Annotated in this window: 16 protein-coding genes, 1 other RNA gene and 1 pseudogene; 11 read left to right on the top strand and 7 right to left on the bottom strand. The window is 64.5% G+C overall.

What is annotated here, in order from left to right; genetic code table 11:
- The first annotated feature begins 203 nt into the window (after positions 1-203).
- The 4 genes from QA639_RS31080 to QA639_RS31065 all read left to right on the top strand — a co-directional run bounded on the left by QA639_RS31080 (position 204) and on the right by QA639_RS31065 (position 6,186).
- Positions 204-3,443: an AAA family ATPase gene (locus QA639_RS31080; RefSeq protein ID WP_051376023.1), complete on the top strand. Its 3,240-nt coding sequence runs from the start codon at positions 204-206 to the stop codon at positions 3,441-3,443.
- Positions 3,444-3,483: 40 nt separating this feature from the next.
- Complete coding sequence (locus QA639_RS31075) at positions 3,484-4,125, top strand: hypothetical protein (RefSeq protein ID WP_028332502.1); 642 nt, start codon at positions 3,484-3,486, stop codon at positions 4,123-4,125.
- Positions 4,085-4,723: a hypothetical protein gene (locus tag QA639_RS31070; RefSeq protein ID WP_028332501.1), complete on the top strand. Its 639-nt coding sequence runs from the start codon at positions 4,085-4,087 to the stop codon at positions 4,721-4,723. Before QA639_RS31075 ends, QA639_RS31070 begins: the two co-directional genes overlap by 41 nt.
- Before the next feature lie 170 nt (positions 4,724-4,893).
- Positions 4,894-6,186, top strand: a complete 1,293-nt coding sequence (locus QA639_RS31065; RefSeq protein WP_038377241.1) for an MFS transporter — start codon at positions 4,894-4,896, stop codon at positions 6,184-6,186.
- A gap of 4 nt (positions 6,187-6,190) precedes the next feature.
- On the opposite strand, the gene QA639_RS31060 is transcribed toward QA639_RS31065, so the two are convergent.
- Positions 6,191-6,802: a TetR/AcrR family transcriptional regulator gene (locus tag QA639_RS31060; protein ID WP_028332499.1), complete on the bottom strand. Its 612-nt coding sequence runs from the start codon at positions 6,800-6,802 to the stop codon at positions 6,191-6,193.
- A 157-nt stretch (positions 6,803-6,959) separates the two neighbouring features.
- On the opposite strand from QA639_RS31060, the gene QA639_RS31055 reads away from it, so the two are divergent.
- Together QA639_RS31055 and QA639_RS31050 are read left to right on the top strand one after the other, a co-directional pair.
- A complete protein-coding gene (locus QA639_RS31055; protein ID WP_028332498.1) occupies positions 6,960-8,192 on the top strand; it encodes a cytochrome P450 in 1,233 nt (410 codons plus the stop codon).
- A 200-nt stretch (positions 8,193-8,392) separates the two neighbouring features.
- Positions 8,393-12,115, top strand: coding sequence for an AsmA family protein (locus QA639_RS31050; RefSeq protein WP_283087962.1), 3,723 nt, complete (start codon positions 8,393-8,395; stop codon positions 12,113-12,115).
- A gap of 64 nt (positions 12,116-12,179) precedes the next feature.
- Here the strand turns inward: QA639_RS31050 and QA639_RS31045 are convergent, their stop codons facing one another.
- From QA639_RS31045 to ssrA, 6 genes and pseudogenes are all read right to left on the bottom strand, one after another.
- A complete protein-coding gene (locus tag QA639_RS31045) occupies positions 12,180-12,533 on the bottom strand; it encodes a VOC family protein (RefSeq protein WP_028332496.1) in 354 nt (117 codons plus the stop codon).
- A 55-nt stretch (positions 12,534-12,588) separates the two neighbouring features.
- Positions 12,589-12,864 (bottom strand): ribbon-helix-helix domain-containing protein, encoded by a 276-nt coding sequence (locus QA639_RS31040; RefSeq protein WP_024580116.1) that lies wholly within the window; start codon positions 12,862-12,864, stop codon positions 12,589-12,591.
- On the bottom strand, positions 12,861-13,049 hold the full coding sequence (locus QA639_RS31035; protein ID WP_016841076.1) for a DUF4169 family protein: 189 nt from the start codon (positions 13,047-13,049) through the stop codon (positions 12,861-12,863). Before QA639_RS31035 ends, QA639_RS31040 begins: the two co-directional genes overlap by 4 nt.
- A 274-nt stretch (positions 13,050-13,323) precedes the next feature.
- Positions 13,324-14,742, bottom strand: coding sequence for a class II fumarate hydratase (gene fumC, locus QA639_RS31030; protein ID WP_167350411.1), 1,419 nt, complete (start codon positions 14,740-14,742; stop codon positions 13,324-13,326).
- 166 nt (positions 14,743-14,908) lie between these two features.
- Positions 14,909-15,429: pseudogene (locus QA639_RS31025) on the bottom strand (SspB family protein).
- A gap of 148 nt (positions 15,430-15,577) precedes the next feature.
- Positions 15,578-15,933, bottom strand: a transfer-messenger RNA (tmRNA) gene (gene ssrA / locus QA639_RS31020).
- Positions 15,934-16,021: 88 nt separating this feature from the next.
- Between ssrA and QA639_RS31015 the strand changes: the two genes are divergently transcribed.
- From QA639_RS31015 to QA639_RS30995, 5 genes are all read left to right on the top strand, one after another.
- Positions 16,022-16,633 carry a chromate transporter gene (locus QA639_RS31015; RefSeq protein ID WP_157348209.1) on the top strand — a complete coding sequence of 204 codons (612 nt, stop codon included), beginning with the start codon at positions 16,022-16,024 and terminating at the stop codon, positions 16,631-16,633.
- On the top strand, positions 16,630-17,163 hold the full coding sequence (locus QA639_RS31010) for a chromate transporter (protein WP_028332492.1): 534 nt from the start codon (positions 16,630-16,632) through the stop codon (positions 17,161-17,163). Before QA639_RS31015 ends, QA639_RS31010 begins: the two co-directional genes overlap by 4 nt.
- A gap of 93 nt (positions 17,164-17,256) precedes the next feature.
- Positions 17,257-17,757, top strand: coding sequence for a tripartite tricarboxylate transporter TctB family protein (locus tag QA639_RS31005; RefSeq protein WP_028332491.1), 501 nt, complete (start codon positions 17,257-17,259; stop codon positions 17,755-17,757).
- A gap of 7 nt (positions 17,758-17,764) precedes the next feature.
- A complete protein-coding gene (locus QA639_RS31000) occupies positions 17,765-19,279 on the top strand; it encodes a tripartite tricarboxylate transporter permease (protein ID WP_028332490.1) in 1,515 nt (504 codons plus the stop codon).
- Positions 19,280-19,413: 134 nt separating this feature from the next.
- The gene (locus tag QA639_RS30995; RefSeq protein WP_283087961.1) at positions 19,414-20,394 is read left to right on the top strand and encodes a tripartite tricarboxylate transporter substrate binding protein BugD; all 981 of its coding nucleotides are present in this window, start codon (positions 19,414-19,416) and stop codon (positions 20,392-20,394) included.
- Positions 20,395-20,559: the final 165 nt, after the last annotated feature.

The raw sequence follows: 20,559 nt of genomic DNA, 5'->3' as shown, positions 1-20,559 counted from the left end.
ATGCTAACAGTCCCGCAACTTGTGGTCGGATGCAGCGTCGGCTTCCGTTGTGGCGCAATCTGCACGTGCGTCATAAAATGGCACGACAGGTGCAGGCGGCTTTGCTAAGCTTCATAGCGATACCCTATTGTGGATCATTGTCGCGTTGTTTTTAGGACTTGTTGCGGTTGCCTGCGTCTGCAGCTCTCTTCAAGAGGCCTACGATGCAATGTTTGCGTTGCGGTTGTCAGAACAGGGCGACCAATGAGTATTGCGAAGGGTGCGGGGCCTCTCTCGGAATTACGTGTGAAGCTTGCGGCCACCTGAACGGATCAAGCAGCCGCTTTTGCGGAAGGTGCGGCGCTGCGTTGACGACGGCGATTGACGCGACCCAGGTTCAGCCGTCGCACGAGCATGCCCTGAGGAGCCTGCATGCCAAGGGTGGGGAGCGGAAGCGCCTCACGATCCTTTTCGCCGATATCAGCAACTCGACGGGAATCATCGATAGCCTCGGAGATCCCGAACTGGGCATGCGGCGCTTGCAGCCGGTGCTCGACCTGATGAACGAGGCGGTTCACCGCTACGGCGGCGTCGTCAACAAGGCCCAGGGCGACGGCGTCATGGCGATGTTCGGCGCCCCGCAGCCTCACGAGGATCACGCCGTTCGGGGCTGTCTCGCGGCGTTGGCGATGCAGGATGACGTCAAGCGGCTGCATGACGTCGATATGCAAATCCGCGTCGGCGTCCACACCGGTGAGGTCGTCTTCCAGGCCATCGAGCACGGCATCTATCAAACCTATGATGCCGCGGGCGCGAACGTGCACCTCGCCAGTCGACTGGAGCACCTTGCCGAGCCGGGCACCATTCTGGTCTCGAGGGAGACCCACGCTGTCGCGAAGCAGTTCGTGGAGGTGGAGTCGCTTGGCGAGCAGGCCATTCGGGGGCTCGCGGCGCCCGTCGAGGTGCTCAGGCTGAGGGGCCTTCAGCATGCGCCGTCGAGCGGTGTGTTCCGGACCGGACGACGGTTGAGTCCCTTGACCGGCCGCGCCGACGAGTTTGCGGCGCTGACGGCTGAACTCGAGAACACCCGCAAGGGAGATGGCCGGGCGATCGGTGTCGTTGGCGAAGCCGGCATAGGAAAGAGTCGCCTTTGTTTTGAATTTGCCGAGAGTTGTCGCAGCAAGGGCATCCGCGTCTTTGAGGCGCGTGTGCTCGCGCACGGGCGCGCAACGCCGTTTCAGCCGGTGCTGGCGCTGCTTCGGGATATTTTCGGGCTTCGCATCAAGGAGGAAGCGCCGGACGTTTCGCGCCGCCGTGTCTTCGACCGGTTGGCGGCAATGCCGGTCTCCGATCATCTGGCACCCGTGCTGCTGGAATTCCTCGGACTGGCGGACCCGCACCAGCCCGCGCCGAAACTGGATCCCAAGGCCCGCAAGGCCCAATTGCTCGATTTCGTCGGCGAACTGGTACGCGCCGCACCTCGTGACAATGTGACGGTCGTCCTGATCGACGATCTGCACTGGATCGATCCGGCGAGCGAGGAGTTCGTCGAGGCCCTTGCCGACGCCGTGGTCGGAACCACGACGATGCTGCTGGTCAATTTCAGGGCCGGATTGAGCGCGCCGCTGATGCAGCGGTCGCATTACCGGCAGATCAATATGGCTCCGCTTGGGCCCGCGGAGGCGCAATCGATCTTGCGCGATCATTTTGGTACCGACCCGTCGCTGGCGTTGTTGAGCCGGAATATCGTCGAGCGCGCGCACGGCAATCCGTTCTTCCTGGAAGAGCTCATGAGCGCCCTCGTCGAGCGTGGCGACTTCGAGGGCGAGAAGGGCGCGTACCGGCTGAAGGGCGGCATCGACACAATTCCGCTTCCGACGACCGTGCAGGCCGTGGTCGCGGCGCGCATCGATCGCCTCGACGAACACGCAAAGAGGGCCCTCGAGGTCGCCTCGGTTGCCGGGCGCGAGATTTCGTTGTCGGTTCTCGATGCCGTTGCCGGTCTGGCGAAGGCCGAGCTGCTGGAAGCCGTGGGACATTTGCGACGCGCCGAATTGCTCTACGACGTGCCTCCCTTTGAGCAGCGGCTGATCGCGTTTCGTCATCCGTTGATCCAGGAAGTCGCCTATCTGTCGCTGTTGCACGAACGGCGCCGCGAACTTCACGCCGCCGTCGCGCAGGCGATCGAGAAGTTGTTCAAGGATCGCGCCGAGGAACGGGCGTCGCTTCTCGCCTACCACTGGGAGCATGCCGGCGAACATTTGAAGGCGGCGCAGCAGCACATGCGCGCGGCGGTCTGGGTCGGCGCGAACGATCCCAGTCAGGCCTTGCGAAGCTGGAAGAAGGTGCGTGAACTCCTGACGCACCAGCCCCCGTCGCAAATGACCGACTACCTGAAGATGATGGCCTGTGGCCAGATCGTGAATTTCGGCTGGCGCGAGGGAATTTCCGCCGCCGATGCGCAGGTCTATTTCGAGGAAGCCCGCGGCCTCGCGCTCGCGATGGGGGACCTGCGCGCCAACACGCTGATTCACGCTGCCTACGGCCGGATTTTGGCGAATGGCGGCTCGGCCGACGAATATGTCGAGCGGGTGCTGGAAGCCAAGGCGCTTGCCGACACCGGCACCGACACCAGCGTCCAGGTCACGCTGAAGGCCATTCTCTGCCATGCGCTCCGGCTCTCCGGGCGGATGTCGGAGGCGCTGCAGATGAACATGGAGGCGGCCGCGCGCGCGTCGGAGATCGTGAAGTCGGACCGGGAGACGCTTGGATTCGACGTCGAGGTCTGGTTGACTGCCATGCGCGGGCAGACGCTCGTGATGCTGGGGCGCGCGTCCGAGGCCCGGCCGCTGCTCGATCGCGTGCTGCAACTGGATGGCAGCCAGGTCGATGCCATTCACTACGTCATCCCGAGCCTTGCCTATGTCGACCTCGCTTGGTCCGAAGGCGACGTCGGATTGGCCCAGCACCACGCCGATCGCGCCTTCTCGCTCGCGGTCAAAAGCGGCAATCCATATTTGCGCGTCTACGCGCAGGCCAGTCGCGGCCTGTCCCATATGGTGGCAGGCCGGATCACATCATCGATCGAGGATCTGACGGCCGCGCTCGACTTCGCGCGAACCCGCAAGGCCGGCCTCGAAAACGAAGCGCGGATTCTCGCCGATCTGGCGAACGCGTATCGACGGAAGGGAGATGCGGCCGCAGCGTTGTCCGCCGTTGACGAGGCGATTGCGGTTGCGGTCAAGCGGCACGCGCGCATTCCGGAATGCCTTGCCCGGTCGGTTCGCGCCGATCTGCTGCTGCGCTCCGGGCGCAGCGGTGAGGCCGAGGAGGGCACGAAGGAACTGGACCGCGCGACCGCGCTGCTTCACGAGACCGGCGCGATGATCTTCGCGCCCTTTGTCGGTGGCGCGGGAAAGACGGTCAAAGCGAATCGAAGTTCGAACGAAGCCAATAATATTTGAGTTGCGAGTGAAATTGTTCTGATCCCATTCGGATGATCTCATGTTGTTCGCGAATGTGACGGGCGAACCGGTCGGCAAAGGAAGCGCCCGCGCGTGCAGGTACGCGCTCCTTTGCGACATCCTGGCCGATTTCAGGCGTGCGTTTCCCGATCTGCTTTTCGAACTCGACGAAGGAAGCGCGACCGTCAATGCTCAGGCCTTCATTCGTGGCGACGATCGCGTCGTGCGGATCTATGGCGGACTGGCTTACCACGCGGCGATGAACGCGGACGGCCTGGTTTTCGCCCTGCTGCACGAGGTCGGACACCATCTGTCGAAAGGCGGTCGGCTCGCCGCCAATTCCGAGCTCGGTTGCGAGTGCGCGGCGGACCGCTGGATTCTCGCCAAGGGCGCAGCCCGGCTGCGCAAGCAGACCGGGCGCACGCTCTCGATTGAGCGCGCGGTATCGAGCATCGAGCAATTGACGGCGCTTGCCGCCTGCGGCCTGGGAGCTCGCAAGCGCGGTCCAAGCGTGTGCTGGGCCGATCATTGGCCAAGGCGCAAACATGTACTGGTTCGACCGGAGGCCGCGCCGGCAATTCCGCGGTGCTATCTGTCCAAGTTTTTACGACTGAATCAAATTGCACAAAGGGAGACGACAAATGGGTGCGCTACTTCCCGTCGGCAGCGGTCCCGACGCTGAAATCGTGGACCGGCTGAATGAACTCTTCAGCGGCAAGGATCTGACTACTCTTCGCAAGCACAACAAGAAAGAAAAGCTGTTTGATCCGAGCCATAGGTTACGGCGCGTGGCGTTCCGCATCGGTGCCTATCCGAGCAAGGATTACGGGAAGGATGATGCCAAGCGGAAATGGTTCTTCTTCCTCCACCATGTGCTGCCTCAGGAGACGCAGGACGCGATCAAGAAGATCCTGGGCGACGCGATGACCCGAACCGTGATCAAGGCGGTGAAGTTCTCGGTCGAGGAAAACAGCGTGGTGACCCATCCGCATCTGTTTCCGAGCAATAACGAGCCGCTCGCGAACTACCTGAATGGGGCCGGCACCGCCTATCTTGTCCATCTGGTCGTGCAGGGGCCGATGGATGACAGCGCCGAAGATCCGCCCGGCGACAGCGACCCGGACAACGGTGAACAGCCGATCGCCTGGCCCGAGCTTTCGCTCCGGAGGCCAACGTTCAGGCGCACCAAATCAGGCGGCGGGAAGCGCGCCGGCAAGAAGAAGGCCGTTAGCAAGAAGAAGGCAGCCAAAAAGGCGGCCAAGCGTCCGCGCAAGCGTTGACGAGGCGGTCACGGCGGTTGATTGTGGCGGCAAGGGCCGACGGATGCGTCGGCCCTTCTGTCTCCAGGTCGTCCTGAAATCTGGCTGGTGGCAGCGCCTGCTGCCGGCTGCCCAAAGTCCGCTACGGCGCCGGTCCAGCCTGTTCCGTTGCGGATGGACTGCTGCCTCCGATGCGACTTCCCTTTTTCTACGGCTGGATCATCGTCGCGGTGACCTTCGTCACCATGGCGATCGGCGTCAACGCGCGTACGGCGTTCTCGCTGTTCTATCCGCCGATCATCTCGGAATTCGGCTGGGAGCGCGGCATTACGGCGGGCGCTTTCTCGTTCGGCTTTGTCGCCTCGGCGATCGCAAGTCCGCTGATCGGCCGGTTGATGGACCGCGGCGGTCCGCGCGCGGTGATGGAGCTTGGCGTCCTCTTGATGGGCTCGGGACTGCTGCTGGCGCCGCTGACGACGCAGCCCTGGCACCTCTATCTCACGATCGGCGTGCTGGTCGGCGCTGGCAGCGTCTGCCTCGGCTATTCCGGACAATCGCTGTTCGTGCCGAACTGGTTCCTCCGCCGCCGCGGACTTGCGATCGGGCTCGCCTTTGCCGGCGTCGGCATCGGCTCGGTGACGCTGCTGCCGTGGGTGCAGCACATGATCGAGCACACCGGTTGGCGCACCGCCTGCACCGCAATGGGGATCGTGGTGCTGGTCGTGCTGGCGCCGATCAATCTCTTGCTGCACAAGCGGCCGGAGGACATCGGTCTGCAGCCGGACGGCGATGCCGCGCCGACGGTGACGTCGGCCAGGCCGGCATCGAATATCGTCGACCCCGTGTGGGCTGGCACAGACTGGACGCTGTCGCGTGCGCTGCGCACCGCGCGGTTCTGGTGGATCGCGATCGGCTATTTCTGCGGCCTGTACATCTGGTACGCGGTGCAGGTGCATCAGACCAAATTCCTGCTCGACATCGGCTTCAGCTCCAATGTCGGGGTCTGGGCGCTTGGCGTCGTCAGCCTGCTCGGCATTCCCGGCCAGATCTGGCTCGGGCATCTTTCCGATCGCATCGGCCGGGAATGGGTGTGGGCGATCTCCTGCTTCGGCTTCGTGATCTGCTTCGCCGCGCTCGCCGCGCTGAAATACTGGCCGAGCATGGCGTTGATCTATCTTATGGTCTTCACCCAGGGCGCGCTCGGCTATGGCCTGACTTCGGTGATGGGGCCGGTGGTGCTGGAGATCTTCCAGGGCAAGCATTACGGCAGCATCTTCGGCACCGTGATGCTGGCTGCGCTCGCCGGCGGCGCTGCGGGCCCCTGGATCACCGGCCAGCTCTATGATCTCTCGGGCAGCTATACCAGCGCCTTCCTGCTCGGGATCGCCGTCAGCCTGCTGTCGGCATTTGCGATCTGGCAGGCCTCGCCCCGCAAGGTCCGCGCCGTCGCCGGACAGATGCACAAGGTCGCAAGCGCGGCCTGACGCGTCAGGCCGCCGAAACGCCGATTGCGCGCTGCAGGTCGGTGATCGCGCGCAGGCAGCTGTCGGCGGGGGTGGTTTCCGGATCGATCAGGCGGTGCAGGCGGAAACCATCTTCCAGCGCCAGCACGATCGCTCCGGTCCAGTCCGGATCGAGTCTGCCGTTCCGGCCGCTATTCTTCTGCGCAGTCGTGACGATGTCGGCGATCAGCTTGCGTCGCGCGCGCAGGCGTTTGGCGAGCTCGGGCCGGCGCTTCTCGGCGCGCGCCACGAACAGGATCATCTCCATGTGCAGGAGCGGGGAGCGGCCGAGCGGATCCTGCCGGCTGCGATCCATGGTGCGCAGCGCCTCGAGGAAGTCGGCCAGGTTCCTGTGCCGGGCGAGCAAATCGAGATTGCGCCGGATCGATTGCTCGACGTGATCCTCGAGCATCGCGAAGATCAGCTCGTCCTTGCTCTTGAAGTTGGAATAGAAGGCGCCGCGGGTGAAGCCCGCCGCGGCCGCGATCGCCTCGATACTGGCGCCGCCGATGCCCTGTTCCTCGAACACCCGCGCCGCCGCCTCGAACAGCTTCTCGCAGGTGTCGTCCCGTGTCGGTCTGGTTCGAACCCTTGACATCGGCGCATTTTAGGGCACAATGCAACTCGATACAAGACTGTATCGAGTTGCATTCGACAGAACCAGAACAGCCGCATCCGTGATGATGCGGTCTTGAGGATGACACCAGGGCACGCCAGGCTTTAGGGCACCGGCGTAGCGAGCGAACGAGGTCACCATGAACGAGCAAGTTCAGCCGGCGAGCGGCGAGCCGCTTTTCAATCCGCTGGCGCCTGAATTCATTCGCAATCCCTATCCGTATTACGAGCGGCTGCGCCGCCTCGATCCGATGCATGTCAATGTGCACGGCGCTTTCGTTGCCAGTCGGCACGCCGAGGCGAGCCTCGTGCTGCGCGACAAGCGGTTCGGCAAGGATTTTGCCGAACGGTCGATCCGCCGCTACGGTCCGAAGATCATGGAGGAGCCGGTCTTCCGCAGCATGAGCCACTGGATGCTGCAGCAGGATCCGCCCGACCACACCCGCCTGCGCGGCCTTGTCGTCAAGGCCTTCACCGCGCGGCGGGTCGAGGACATGCGGCCGCGCATCCAGCACGTCGTCGACGAGACGCTCGACCGTATCATTCCGCAAGGCAAGATGGACCTGATCGAGGATTTCGCGTTCCGTCTGCCGGTCACCATCATCTGCGACATGCTCGGCATCCCCGAGGAACACCGCGAGGCCTTCTACAACGGTTCGCGCGATGGCGGCCGCATCCTCGAGCCGGTGCCGCTGACGCCTGAAGAAATCAAGCAGGGCAACGCCGCCAATGCGATGGCGGCGATGTATTTCCATCAGCTGTTCGAGCTGCGCCGCAAGCAGCCCGGCGACGACCTCACCACCCAGCTGGTGCAGGCTGAAGAGGACGGCCAGAAGCTCACCAATGAGGAACTGACCGGCAACATCATCCTGCTATTCGGCGCCGGCCACGAGACGACTGTGAACCTGATCGGCAACGGCCTGCTGGCGCTGTTCCGCAACCCGGACCAACTCGCGCTGCTGAAGGCCAATCCTGGCCTGATCACCAATGCGATCGAGGAGTTCCTGCGTTACGATTCCTCGGTGCAGCTGACCGGCCGTGTCGCGCTGGAGGACATCGACGACCTCGGTGGCAAGCGCATCCCGAAGGGCGAGAGCGTGCTGTGCCTCCTGGGCTCGGCCAATCACGACGAGGCTGTCTACCCCGATCACCCCGAAAGGCTCGACATCCGGCGGCCGAACGTCAAGCCGCTGTCGTTCGGCGGCGGCATCCATTTCTGCCTCGGCGCCCAGCTGGCGCGGATCGAGGCCGAGATCGCGATCTCGACACTGCTGCGCCGGATTCCCGACCTGCGGCTCGATGACGCGGAAAATCCGGAGTGGCGGCCGACCTTCGTGCTGCGCGGGCTGAAGCGGCTGCCGGCGAGCTGGTGACGTTCCCGCGGGTCAGCGATCCGCGGCGGGGCCGGCACACGCACGCTTGAACGGGAAATCAACCATCTGTCCAGAGTCCCGGCAGTAAACCGGCTGTGACTTCGCCGTACTTGTCTCTATATTTGGGTTGCTCCGGCCAGAGGTTGGCAAAGGGTTCAGCATGAGGAGGCTGCCCCGGAGCTGGCTCAAAGGGAGACACCGTGCAGACGACGCTGCTCGGCCTGGCAATTGCCTTCATTCTTGCACTGGTCGCGGCGCTGGTCGGTCCATATTTCGTTGACTGGAACCAGTTCCGGCCGCAGTTCGAGGCGGAGGCGTCCAAGATCATCGGCGTGCCGATTCGCGTCGCCGGCAATCTCGACGCGCGGCTGCTGCCGGCGCCCTCGCTGCGGTTGAAGACGGTCACTGTCGGCGGCGCCAACGACCTCGGCAAGATTCGGGCCGCCAATCTCGACGTGGAGTTCAGCCTGAGCTCGCTGATGCGTGGCGAGTGGCGCGCGAACGAGCTCACCATCAACGGCGTGTCGCTCGATCTCGGGCTGGACCCGAAAGGGCGCATCGACTGGTCGCCGTCGAGCGGGAGCTTCAACCTCGCTTCGCTGGCGATCGACCGGCTCAACCTGACCGGCCGCATCGCGTTGCATGATGCCGCGAGCCGCAGCACGCTCGAGCTGAACGACATTGCCTTCAGCGGCGACGTCCGCTCGCTTGCCGGTGCAATCCGCGGTGACGGCAATTTCATGTTCGACGGCAACCGTTACCCGTTTCGGGTCTCCTCGGGGCAAAGCGCCGATGGCAGCGGCACCCGCCTGCACTTCAGCATCGATCCCGGGCAGCGGCCGGTGTCGGCCGATCTCGACGGCATCCTGACCTTCGAGGCTCGCGCGCCGCGGTTCGAGGGCATGCTGACGCTGGCGGGGGCGCCCGGTCAGCGCGGCGGCGATGCGCCCCCATGGCGGATCGCGGCCAAGGTGAAATCGGACTATTCGACGGCACGGCTCGACCAGATCGAATTGAGCTATGGCGCAGAGGACCGTGCGCTGAAGCTCGCCGGCAACGGCGATCTGCGTTTCGGTGCGTCGCCGCTGCTGCGCGCCTCGCTTACGGCGCGGCAGCTCGACGGCGACAAGTTCGCCGCCAAGGACAGCGCCAAGGACGGCAGCAATGGCAATGTCGAGCCGGTCCGCGTGCTGCCGGCCATGCGCGCGGTGTTGTCGGGTCTTCCGCAAAGCCCGATACCGGCGCAGCTGGAGCTGGCGTCCGAGCAGATCATGCTCGGCGGCCGTCCGTTGCAGGACATCTCGGCGGAGCTGCGATCGGATGCGAAATCCTGGACGGTGCGCCGGCTGGAATTTCGCGCGCCGGGATCCACGCGTGTCTCGATGAGCGGTGCCAGCGCGCAAGCTGGAGCGGCGAACAGCTTCAAGACCGCGCTCAACATCGAATCGTCCGATCCCGACGCGCTGATGACCTGGCTGCAGGGGCGCGGCGACGTCACCTATCGCAGCCAGAAGCCGCTGCGGTTGCGCGGCGACGTCATGGTGTCGCCATCAGGCTTTTCGATCGACGCGATGAAGGCGGAGATCGAGGGCGGCACGCTCGAGGGCCGCGTCGCGGTTACGCACCGCGAGGCGACCAGCGGCTCGAAGGTCGAGGCGCAGTTGAAGGCGGAGCGGCTCGATCTCGACGCGACCGCGGCATTGATCCGCTCGCTGGCCGGTCCGCAAGGCGAATGGCCCGACGAGGCGCAGCTGTCGCTCGACGTCGGGCGCGCGGTCTCTTCCGGGCAGGAGTTGCGGCCGCTGCTGGCGAAGATCGCCTATAGCCCAAAGAATATCGTGCTCGAGCGCGTCAAGATCGGTCAGCCCGACAATGTCACGCTGGACGGCAGCGGCGATTTCGACCGCGCTAATTCGACCGGCAAGCTCGCGGTCGACGCGACCGCCGCGTCGCTTGGCCGGCTGACCGCTGTGGTTCAGCCGTTCGCGCCGGCGCTGGCCGCGCGGCTTGCCGTGCTCCGCGCGGATGCCGGCCCGGTTCGCGCCAGGCTCGCGCTCGACCTCGGCAAGGGCAAGGCGGCCGATCGCGTCAGCGCGCGCGCGACGCTCGATCTCGACACGCCGCAGCTCAAGGGCAACACGGTGATCTCGGCGACGCCGCAGGTGGCCGCGATCCGTGCGCTGGATTTCGATGCACTTCGCCGCAACGAGGTTGCAGCGGAGACGAAATTCTCGGCAGGCGATGGCAACGCTTTGCTGGCGCTGCTTGGGCTTGACCATGCGGTCGCAGCCGGTGCCGGTTCGACGCAATTCGAGGGCACGGCGATCGGCGCGTGGCGCGCGCCGTTGCGGCTGAAGGCAAGGCTCTGGGGCGCAGGGCTGGACGCGGATGCCGAAGGGACCGCGGAGCCTTGGACCAAGGATGGGGCCAGCGAGAGCAAATCGAGCATTAGCCTCCGCGTTCGCAGCGCCGACATCAGTCCGCTGCTCAATCTGAAACCAGCCGACCCGGTCGCAAGTATCCGCCTGTCGTCGAAACTGACGCTCGCGGGCGACAGGCTGACCTTCGACGATCTCGACAGCATCATCGCCGGTTCACGGCTGCGCGGCCATCTGGCGCTGACGCTCGCCGATCAGAAAAGCGTCGACGGCGAAGTCGGTCTCGATCAGATCACGCTGGCGCCGATTTTCGCGGCCGCGATCGGCGCGGCAGGTCACGATGCGACGGAGCCGCTCGGCCAGGGCCTCACGAGCGCCTGGCGCGGCAAGGTCACGTTCGAAGCGCTGCATGGCCTGCTGCCGGGTGGCGCCGAGCTGCAGCCGGTCAGAGGCACCATCAGATCGGACGGGCAGTCGCTGACCTTCGACGGCATCAAGGGCAAGATCGGCGGCGGCGAGGCGACTGCCACCATCGATGCGCGACAGGGCGCCAACGGACTTGCGCTCAGCGCCAATGTGCAGCTGTCCGGCATCGACAGTTCAGCCTTGCACTACCGCAGTCTCGCGATGCCCAAGGGACGCGCCTCGATGCAGATGACGCTGTTGACGCAGGGCCGCAGTGCCTCGGCGTTGACCGGCGCGCTGTCCGGCAGCGGCACCGTGACGCTGGAGGGGCTCAGCCTTCCGGGCCTCGATCCGCGCGCCTTCGAAGTTGCGATCCGCGCCAGCGATTCCGGGCAGGCGACCGACGACACGCGGCTGCGGCAGATCGTCGAACCGGTGCTCGCGAGCGGCGCGCTGTCGATTGCTTCGGCGCAAATTCCCTTCAACATCCGCGACGGCCGCCTCCGGGTCGGCGCCACCACGCTCGCGGCGAACGGCGCCAATGCGATCGTATCCGGCGGCTACGACATTCCGGCCGACCAGGCCGACATCCGCGCTGCCCTGGCATCGACGCAGGTCGGCACGGCCAACAGCCGACCGGAAATCCAGCTGCTTGCCGTGGGCACGCCCGACGGATTGTCGCGCAGTATCGACATTGCGGCGCTGTCGTCGTGGCTTGCGGTGCGCGCGATCGATCGGGAGACCAAGCGGCTTGACGCCATCGAGCGCGGCGAACCGGCGCCGCCGCCGACCCAAACGGCGCTTCCGCATCCGGCCGAGCCGGCTCCGGATGCATCCAACCCCAATTCGGCGGGAGTGCCTTCCGCCAACTTGCCTGGGCCTGGCCCTGACCCGCGCCGCGTGCCGGCGAAGCCGAAGATCGTGGCGCCGCGGCCGCCGACTGTCCCGCCGGTCGCCACCGCACCCGCCATTGCGCCGCCCGCGTCGGTTGCGAGCCAGCCGCAGCTGGCGCCGCTGCCACCGCCGATCGAGGTCAAGCCGGCGCCCGGCGCGGCCAGGCCACCAAAGCCGCTGCGGCCGCCGCTGTCGCTGACGCCGCAGGTCGCCAATCCACCGCAGCGGCCGGCGCTGCAGAACTAAACGCGCTTTCAAGCGAAGTGGGCACCGGTTTGCGTCAAGAAAGCCCGTCAAACGAAGCTCTGGCTCATGATCGGTGCTGCAGAATATTGATCAGCTTGCCGAAGGGATCGCGGACGAAGAAACGTCGCACGCCCCACGGCTCGTCCGCCGGTCCGTATTCGATCGTGATGCAGGCTGCCTTCATTCGGCGCAGGGCCTCGTCGAGATCGTCAACCTCAATGGAGAGATCAGGCACCGGCGTGCCGGAACCACCTTCGGAAGCGAAGCTGATTTGAGCCTGCATTGTTTCGGATGAGCCGTAAGTCGCAACCCAACCGAAATCCATCAGTGGCTCGAGGCCAAGCACGTCGCGATAGAACGACTTCGCTGCCGCTGTGTCCGGTGCCGCAACGTTCGCGACGATCCGATTGACCTTCATGCTGAGCCCGCGCAGCGGAACGACCGTCTACTGGTGGCGACGGTCGGAGAGGCCGTCAGGCCTGCTGACGCGTGTCGACCTGTTGCGGCCTGACATCCGTGGGCACCGCCGGCGTGGCTCGCGAGCGGAAGTAGTCGAGCACGAACAGCCGGATCGCGGAGGACAAATTGCCCTGCTGACGATTGTTGTCGATCTCGCCGACCAACTCCGACAGCGTCATGTTCCGCAGACCGGAAATCTCCTTCATGCCATTCCAGAAGGCTTCTTCGAGGCTGACGCTGGTCTTGTGTCCGGCGACGACGATCGAGCGCTTGACGACGGGAGACTTCATGATGCGTCTCCATTTTCGATGCGGTGCTGATCGAGCACGCGCGCGTTGCGCTCGCCGAGGAATTCGTCACGCGCTCGTTCGGATTTGGTGCGACCGAATAGCGCACGATTGGCTTCGGCCTGCTTCGCTGCTTGTTCGCGCTCACCGCGCTTCTTGAATCGTTTCAAGTTGACCACGTCGCCCATGCTCGTCGTCCTCATCGTCCCCAGAGCGGAATTGGTGATGCATCGTGACGAAAGCAAGAGCAATTGCGCTACGCGCTCGGCTCGATATCCATCCCGAATCCCCGTTTGATGCTCTGATAGCATCAAAGAATCCGTTTCGCTCTGCGAAAACTAGACGTCTGTACCATGCGCCAGCGCAGAGCTCATAGGTAACGCGCCTTAGTCTTTAGGCGTTATGATCCATAATTATATCACGCGCGCTGACCGTAATTATCCGGACAATGCGCGCTGCGCGTTAGCCCGGGTGTGTCATTTTGTCCGGCTGCACGAGGCGATCAAATTCATCCGCGGAAACAAATCCGAGCCGCAAAGCCTCTTCCTTCAGCGTCGTTCCGCGCGCATGCGCCGACTTGGCGACCTTGGCTGCGTTGTCGTAACCGATCTTCGGCGCGAGTGCGGTGACCAGCATCAGCGAGCGCTGCATCAGTTCGTTGATGCGCTTTTCGTCGGCGTGTATTCCGACAACGCAATGCTCAGTAAATGAGCGGACAACGTCAGACAGCAACTGGATGGAATTTATCATACAATATGCCAACACAGGCTTGTACACATTCAACTCGAAATGGCCCTGGCTGCCGGCGACGGTGATCGTGGTCTGATTGCCGAACACCTGGCAGCAGACCATGGTCATGGCTTCGCACTGGGTCGGATTGACCTTGCCCGGCATGATCGACGAGCCCGGCTCGTTCTCAGGCAGGATCAACTCGCCGAGGCCCGAGCGCGGGCCCGAGCCGAGCAAGCGGATATCGTTGGCGATCTTGAACAGGCCGGTCGCCACCGAGTTGATCGCGCCGTGCACCAGCACATAGGCGTCGTTGGAAGCCAGCGCCTCGAACTTGTTGGCCGCACTGGTGAACGGCAGCTTGGTGATTTTGGCGACGTGCCGCGCGAAGGTTTTCGCAAATCGCGGCTTCGAGTTGAGGCCGGTGCCGACGGCGGTACCGCCCTGCGCGAGCGGAAACAGATCCTTCACCGCGACGCGCAGCCGCGCGATGCCGCTCTCGACCTGCGCGGCGTAGCCGGAGAATTCCTGGCCGAGCGTCAACGGCGTCGCATCCTGGGTGTGGGTGCGCCCGATCTTGACGATCTTGGCAAACGCCTTCTCCTTCTTGCGCAACGCGCGATGCAGTTCGGTGAGTGCCGGAATCAGATCGGCGACGATGCGGCTCGCTGCGGCGATATGCATCGCGGTCGGAAACGAGTCGTTCGACGACTGACTCATGTTGACGTGATCGTTCGGATGAATCGGCTTCTTGGCGCCAAGCTCGCCGCCGAGCATCTGGTTGGCGCGGTTGGCGATCACCTCGTTCACGTTCATGTTGCTCTGCGTGCCCGAGCCGGTCTGCCAGACCACCAAGGGGAAATTGTCGTCGAGCTTGCCTTCGATCACTTCCTTCGCTGCGCGGATGATGGCGCCGGCGCGGCGCGCATCGAGCTGGCCGAGCTCGCGATTGGTCTCCGCAGCCGCAAGCTTCACGATGCCGAGTGCATGGACGATCGCGATCGGCATGCGGTCGTGGCCGATCTTGAAATTCTGCCGCGAGCGTTCGGTCTGCGCGCCCCAATAGCGGTCCGCGGGAACGTCGATCGGACCGAAGCTGTCGGTCTCGCCGCGGGTCTTTGCCTTGGAGGGGATCGTCGATCGAGCCATCATGCTTTCCGTGGATGCTTGCCGTTGGGTCATCAAAACGTGGCCCGGCGCGGCAACGCGACAGCGTCCACGCGAAGGGCACGTTCATGCAGAAGTAGGCTGGGACGACGATTTGTCATCCCGATCCCGACAAGCATCCTACAAGGTCGAGGCGTGATCGGCGCTTAGATTATTTCTTGCGGAAGCGGTCCAGCCGCACGACCTCGGCGCCTTCGCTGGGCTTCGTGGGCTCCTGCTCGGTCTCGGCATTCTCGGTCTCGGCCGCTGCGTGGGCCGGGGGGCGGGCAGGGGAGAGGCCGGCGCCGTGGCGGGAGGGGCTTCTTCGGACAGTGCGTCCGAGACATCGAAGCGCAAATCGAACGGCGCGGACGGATCGAGGAAGCGCGTCACTGCGGCGAACGGCACGGTCAGCCGCTCGGGAATCCCGCCGAACGACAGGCCGACCTCGAAGCGATCCTCCGTCACCACCAGATCCCAGAACTGGTGCTGCAGGATGATGGTCATCTCCTCCGGATACTGCGCGAGTAGCCGGGACGACAGCTTCACGCCGTCGCCGTGCGACAGGAAGGTGATGTAGAAATGATGCTCGCCCGGCAGGCCATGTTCGGCGGCGTCGGACAACACCCGGCGCAGCACCCCGCGCAGCGCATCGCGCGCCAGCACGTCATATCGGATGTGATCGGTCGCCATGGTTATCCTGTCGCTTCGAAAATGCCCGCCTGGGCGGCGCCGGACCGTCCGACTCGCCCTTTTGCCATGCTACCCCGCCGGGAGCCGGAAATCAGCAGGGCTGGCAGCTGAAATGCGGGCGGACGCCCGATTGGGAGACAAGGGATAAAGTGGAGGCTTCTGTTGCCAGGTGCCTCCGAACCCCGCCTAGCGGAGCTTAACCCGCTAGGACTTTAAGATGGTCTTTCAAACTGCGTTACGCAGCCTGAGCAACCGGAGCAAAGTTGTCGTTGGCAACTATTGCATTGGCCCGATGTCGGCGGAACCATACCGAGAAAAAACACGCCCTTTACGCCCTCGTCGATCCTATTTCGCCCCCGCCGAAAGCCACCGTGACGGATGGGTTTTGGTGGAGGCGCCGGGTACCGCCCCCGGGTCCGAATGGTTTATTGCGACGGTCATTTATTTCCATAGCCGGCGAACCGGCACCCCCAATATAGCGGCAAAGTCTTAGAAAAACAGAGCCGATTCAGGCCCTTTCGGCTGTGAAACCCACCGATTTCGGGTTGGCCAGGGTCTTGGCGCTTTCCCGGCGCCGTTCTAGGTTTTGCCCATGCCCCCGGAATCTCCGCCGGTTGCCGCCCCGGCGCCGGATGCCTCCGCACCATCGCCGCCCCATCAGCCCGGCCTGCTCGAGCTGTTCCTGGCCTTTGCCAAGATGTCGCTGGCCGGCTTTGGCGGGGTTCTGGTCTGGGCCCGGCGCTCGATCGTCGAGCAGCACCGCTGGATGACCGCGGAGGAGTTCAACGAGACCTTCGCGCTGTGCCATTTCCTGCCAGGTCCGAACATCGTCAACCTGTCGGTCGTATTCGGCTCGCGCTTTCGCGGCATAGCCGGCGGGCTCGCGGCCTTCGCCGGGCTGGTCGGGCCGCCGATGGTGATCGCGACCATCCTTGCCGCGCTCTATGCCCGTTACGGCGACATCGACGTGCTGCGCCGGACGCTCGCCGGCGTCGCCTGCGCCGCGGTCGGGCTGCTGTTCGCCGTCGTCTTCAAGATGATGATGCCGCTCCTGAAGCGGCGCGACGTCACGAGCCTCGTCATTCTGGCTGCGGTTTTCGTCGCGATCGGACTGATCCGCTGGCCGCTCCAGATCGTGCTGCTGGTGGCGATCCCGCTCAGCATTGCGACGACGGTCCTGGCGCGCCGCATGGTGCGGGCATGAGCTCGGAGTCCAACCCGATCGCGGCGCTGGTCTGGACCTTCGGCCTGATGTCGCTGTTTGCGGTCGGGGGCGCCAATTCGGCGATTCCCGAAATGCACCGTGCCGCCGTCGATGTGCATCACTGGCTGACCGACAAGCAGTTCGCCGACGTATTCGCGATCTCGCAGCTCTCGCCGGGGCCGAACGTGCTGATCGTGACCTTGATCGGCTATTCTGTCGCGGGCGTCGCCGGGGCGTTGGCCGCGACGGTGGCGATGTGCGGACCGACCGCGCTGCTTGCCTATTATGTGAGCCGTTTCCTCGATCGCTCGCGCGACGCGCGCTGGCCGGCGATGATCCAGGCGGCACTGGTTCCGCTGTCGATCGGTCTGATGGCGGCGTCCGGCCTGATCGTGGCGCAGACCTCAGACCAAAGTTGGATCGCGGTTCTGATCACCATTGTCGCGGCCGCGCTTGCTTTTGCGACGCGGATCAACCCTTTGTGGATGTTGCTGGCCGGAGGCCTCTTGGGTTTCGCTGGCGTTATCTGACGAAAATCGCTAGCAAGGCTTTCGGTCAACGCACCACAAACCAAGCCATTCAATCAAAACGGGCGGGACAGCCCTGACGGGGGAAGCGAAGTCATGAGCGATACGCCGAGCGAGGCGCCGGTCAAATCGATCTTGCCGAAATGGGTGCGCGGTCCGCAGGATTTTGTCGGCGGGCTCGCCATGATGGCGGTTGCGCTGTTTGCCTTGTGGGCCTCGAGCGATTTGCAGGGTATGCACGGATTTTCGTTCGGCGCCGGAACCGCGCCGCGCATGTTCGCCGTGCTGCTGCTGTTGCTCGGCGGTGGTGTCGCGCTGATGGGAGTTCTGCAGGCCGGCCCGCATATCGCGGCCTATTCCTGGCGCGGCCCGTTGTTCGTATCCGCCGCAATCGTGTTCTTCGCATTGGCGATCCGGCCGCTCGGGCTTGTGGTCTCCGCCTTTGCCGCCTTCATGATCGCGGCGATGGGCTCGCAGGAGACGAAGTTGGTCGAGGCCGTCATTGTCGGCGCCTGTCTGACCCTCGGCTGCGCGCTGCTTTTCCCCTATGTGCTGGGACTTCCGATGCCGATGTTCCCGCGTTTCCTGATCCAGTGAGGGCGTGATGGAACTGTTCGCCAATCTCGCCCACGGTTTCGCGGTCGCATTCTCGCCGATCAACCTTCTGATGTGCCTGGTCGGCGCGCTGGTCGGCACGTTGGTCGGCGTGCTGCCGGGCATCGGCACCATCGCCACAGTAGCCATGCTGCTGCCGATCACCTTCGGCCTGCCGCCGGTCGGTGCGCTGATCATGCTCGCCGGAATCTATTACGGTGCGCAATATGGCGGCTCGACCACCTCGATCCTGGTCAATATTCCGGGCGAGGCGACCTCGGTGGTCACCGCGCTTGACGGCCACCAGATGGCCAAGCAGGGCCGCGCCGGTCCGGCACTGGCGATCGCCGCGATCGGCTCGTTCTTCGCCGGCTGCGTCGCGACCGTGCTGATCGCCGTGCTCGGCGCGCCGCTGACCAAGCTCGCGCTGGCGTTCGGCCCGGCCGAATATTTCTCGCTGATGGTGCTCGGCCTGATCTTCGCGGTGGTGCTCGCCAAGGGCTCGGTGCTGAAGGCGATCGCGATGATCGTGTTCGGGCTGTTGCTGTCGATGGTCGGCTCCGACATCGAGACCGGCGCCTCGCGCATGGCCTTCAACATCCCCGAACTCGCCGACGGTCTCGGCTTTGCCACCGTGGCGATGGGGGTGTTCGGCTTCGCGGAGATCATCCGCAACCTCGACCACGGCGCCGAGATGAACCGCAACCTGGTGCAGCAAAAGATCACCGGCCTGATGCCGACCAGGAAGGACATCGCGGATTCAACGCCGGCGATCCTGCGCGGCACCGTGCTCGGCTCGATCCTCGGCATCCTGCCGGGCGGCGGCGCCGTGATCGCGTCGTTCGCGGCCTATACGCTGGAGAAGAAGCTGGCAAAAAATCCGTCGCGGTTCGGCCGCGGCGCGATCGAGGGCGTGGCGGCGCCGGAAAGCGCCAACAACGCCGCGGCGCAGACCTCGTTCATCCCGCTGCTCACGCTCGGCATCCCGCCGAACGCGGTGATGGCGCTGATGGTCGGCGCGATGACCATCCATGGCATCGTGCCGGGTCCGCAGGTGATGCAGAAGCAGCCCGATCTGGTCTGGGGCATGATCGCCTCGATGTGGATCGGCAATCTGATGCTGATCATCATCAACCTGCCGCTGGTGGGCATCTGGGTCCGTCTGCTGCGCGTGCCGTACCGGCTGATGTTCCCCTCGATCGTGGTGTTCTGCGCGATCGGCATCTATTCGGTGAACAACGCGCCGGTCGACGTCGTGCTCGCAGGCGTGTTCGGCCTCGTCGGCTATTGGCTGATCAAGCATGATTTCGAGCCGGCGCCGCTGTTGCTCGGCATGGTGCTGGGCCCGCTGATGGAGGAGAACCTGCGTCGCGCGCTGTTGATCTCGCGCGGCGACTGGAGCGTGTTCGTCTCGCGGCCGCTGTCGGCGGTGCTGCTGGCGATCGCGGCGGGTCTCCTGGTGCTGGCCGTGCTGCCGACCTTGCGTGCCAAGCGCGACGAAGTGTTCGTGGAGTCCGAGGGCTGAGCGAGCTGCCGGCCCCGCGTCGCCGCGCCGCAGGCGGAAGTCGAATCGACACTCGATGTCGTCCCGTGAAATGAAAATGCCGGCCGATTTGGCCGGCATTTTTATTGGTCAAACGTTCCCGGGAGGAAATTGAGATGATGTCCATTCGCTCGCTTGCGGGCGCATGCCTTTCGGCATTTGTCGCGCTCGGCGCATTCGCCGTACCGGCGTCTGCGCAAAATTATCCGACCCGCACCATCACCATGATCGTGCCGTTCACAGCCGGCGGCCCGACCGACGTCGTTTCGCGCATCGTCACCGCGCACATGGCGCAGACGCTGGGACAGAGCATCGTGATCGAGAACGTGGTCGGCGCCGGCGGCACCACCGCGACGACGCGCGCCGCACGTGCCGCCAATGACGGCTATACGTTGATCACAGGGCATATGGGCACGCACGCCGCCTCTGTGCCGCTCTATCCGAAGCTTGCCTATCACCCGGAAAAGGATTTCGAGCCCGTCGCGCTGCTCGCCGGCACGCCGATCCTGATCCTTGCCCGCAAGGACTTCCCGCCGAAGGATCTCAAGGAATTCGTCGCCTACGTGAAGGCCAATGCCGAGAAGGTCAACGCCGCGCATGCCGGCATCGGCTCGGTCTCGCACGCCTCCTGCGAGCTCCTGAACTCGATCCTCGGCGTCAAGCCGGTCGGCGTGCCCTTCAACGGCACCGGCCCGGCCATGAATGCGCTGGTCGCAGGCCAGGTCGACTACATGTGCGACCAGATCGTCAACGCGGTGCCGCAGATCAACGCCGGCACCATCAAGGCCTATGCGGTCGCCACACCCGAGCGCAACCCGTCGCTGCCCAATGTGCCGACCACGACGGAAGCCGGCTTGCCGGCCTTCCAGGCCCAGGCCTGGAACGCGATTTTCGCGCCAAAGGGAACTTCGCCCGCCATCATCGCCACGTTGAATGCCGCGGCCATCAAGGCGCTTGACGATGAGAATGTCCGCAAGCGCCTGCTCGACCTCGGCAGCGTGATCCCGGCACCCGTCAACCGTACGCCGGAGGCACTTGCGACCCTCGTCAAGAACGAGATCGCGAAGTGGACGCCGGTGCTCAAGCCGGCAACTTAATCCAGTACAATCAAGTGGATAGGATAGGGGCGGGACGCGAGTTCCGCCCCTTGTCGTTTGGCGCGGAGTGCTCATTTTTCAGGGTATAATCGGTACGTTCAGCCGAATCAGCGTGCCGACCGGCGGCCTTGGCCGCTACATTGGTCGTTCTCTCGAAAGCCCGAA

This window comes from Bradyrhizobium pachyrhizi (assembly GCF_029714545.1).
In the GTDB taxonomy this organism is placed as follows: Bacteria; Pseudomonadota; Alphaproteobacteria; order Rhizobiales; family Xanthobacteraceae; genus Bradyrhizobium; species Bradyrhizobium pachyrhizi.
The sequence above is the reverse complement of the archived record's forward strand: the minus strand, read 5'-3'. Positions and strand labels throughout refer to the sequence as shown.

Bases quoted from the DNA above. Each gene is read 5' to 3' on its own strand.
- QA639_RS31080 (WP_051376023.1), top strand. From the start codon at position 204: ATGCAATGTTTGCGTTGCGGTTGTCAGAACAGGGCGACCAATGAGTAT.
- QA639_RS31075 (WP_028332502.1), top strand. From the start codon at position 3,484: ATGTTGTTCGCGAATGTGACGGGCGAACCGGTCGGCAAAGGAAGCGCC.
- QA639_RS31070 (WP_028332501.1), top strand. From the start codon at position 4,085: ATGGGTGCGCTACTTCCCGTCGGCAGCGGTCCCGACGCTGAAATCGTG.
- QA639_RS31065 (WP_038377241.1), top strand. From the start codon at position 4,894: ATGCGACTTCCCTTTTTCTACGGCTGGATCATCGTCGCGGTGACCTTC.
- QA639_RS31060 (WP_028332499.1), bottom strand. From the start codon at position 6,802: ATGTCAAGGGTTCGAACCAGACCGACACGGGACGACACCTGCGAGAAG.
- QA639_RS31055 (WP_028332498.1), top strand. From the start codon at position 6,960: ATGAACGAGCAAGTTCAGCCGGCGAGCGGCGAGCCGCTTTTCAATCCG.
- QA639_RS31045 (WP_028332496.1), bottom strand. From the start codon at position 12,533: ATGAAGGTCAATCGGATCGTCGCGAACGTTGCGGCACCGGACACAGCG.
- QA639_RS31040 (WP_024580116.1), bottom strand. From the start codon at position 12,864: ATGAAGTCTCCCGTCGTCAAGCGCTCGATCGTCGTCGCCGGACACAAG.
- QA639_RS31035 (WP_016841076.1), bottom strand. From the start codon at position 13,049: ATGGGCGACGTGGTCAACTTGAAACGATTCAAGAAGCGCGGTGAGCGC.
- fumC (WP_167350411.1), bottom strand. From the start codon at position 14,742: ATGATGGCTCGATCGACGATCCCCTCCAAGGCAAAGACCCGCGGCGAG.
- QA639_RS31015 (WP_157348209.1), top strand. From the start codon at position 16,022: ATGCCCCCGGAATCTCCGCCGGTTGCCGCCCCGGCGCCGGATGCCTCC.
- QA639_RS31010 (WP_028332492.1), top strand. From the start codon at position 16,630: ATGAGCTCGGAGTCCAACCCGATCGCGGCGCTGGTCTGGACCTTCGGC.
- QA639_RS31005 (WP_028332491.1), top strand. From the start codon at position 17,257: ATGAGCGATACGCCGAGCGAGGCGCCGGTCAAATCGATCTTGCCGAAA.
- QA639_RS31000 (WP_028332490.1), top strand. From the start codon at position 17,765: ATGGAACTGTTCGCCAATCTCGCCCACGGTTTCGCGGTCGCATTCTCG.
- QA639_RS30995 (WP_283087961.1), top strand. From the start codon at position 19,414: ATGATGTCCATTCGCTCGCTTGCGGGCGCATGCCTTTCGGCATTTGTC.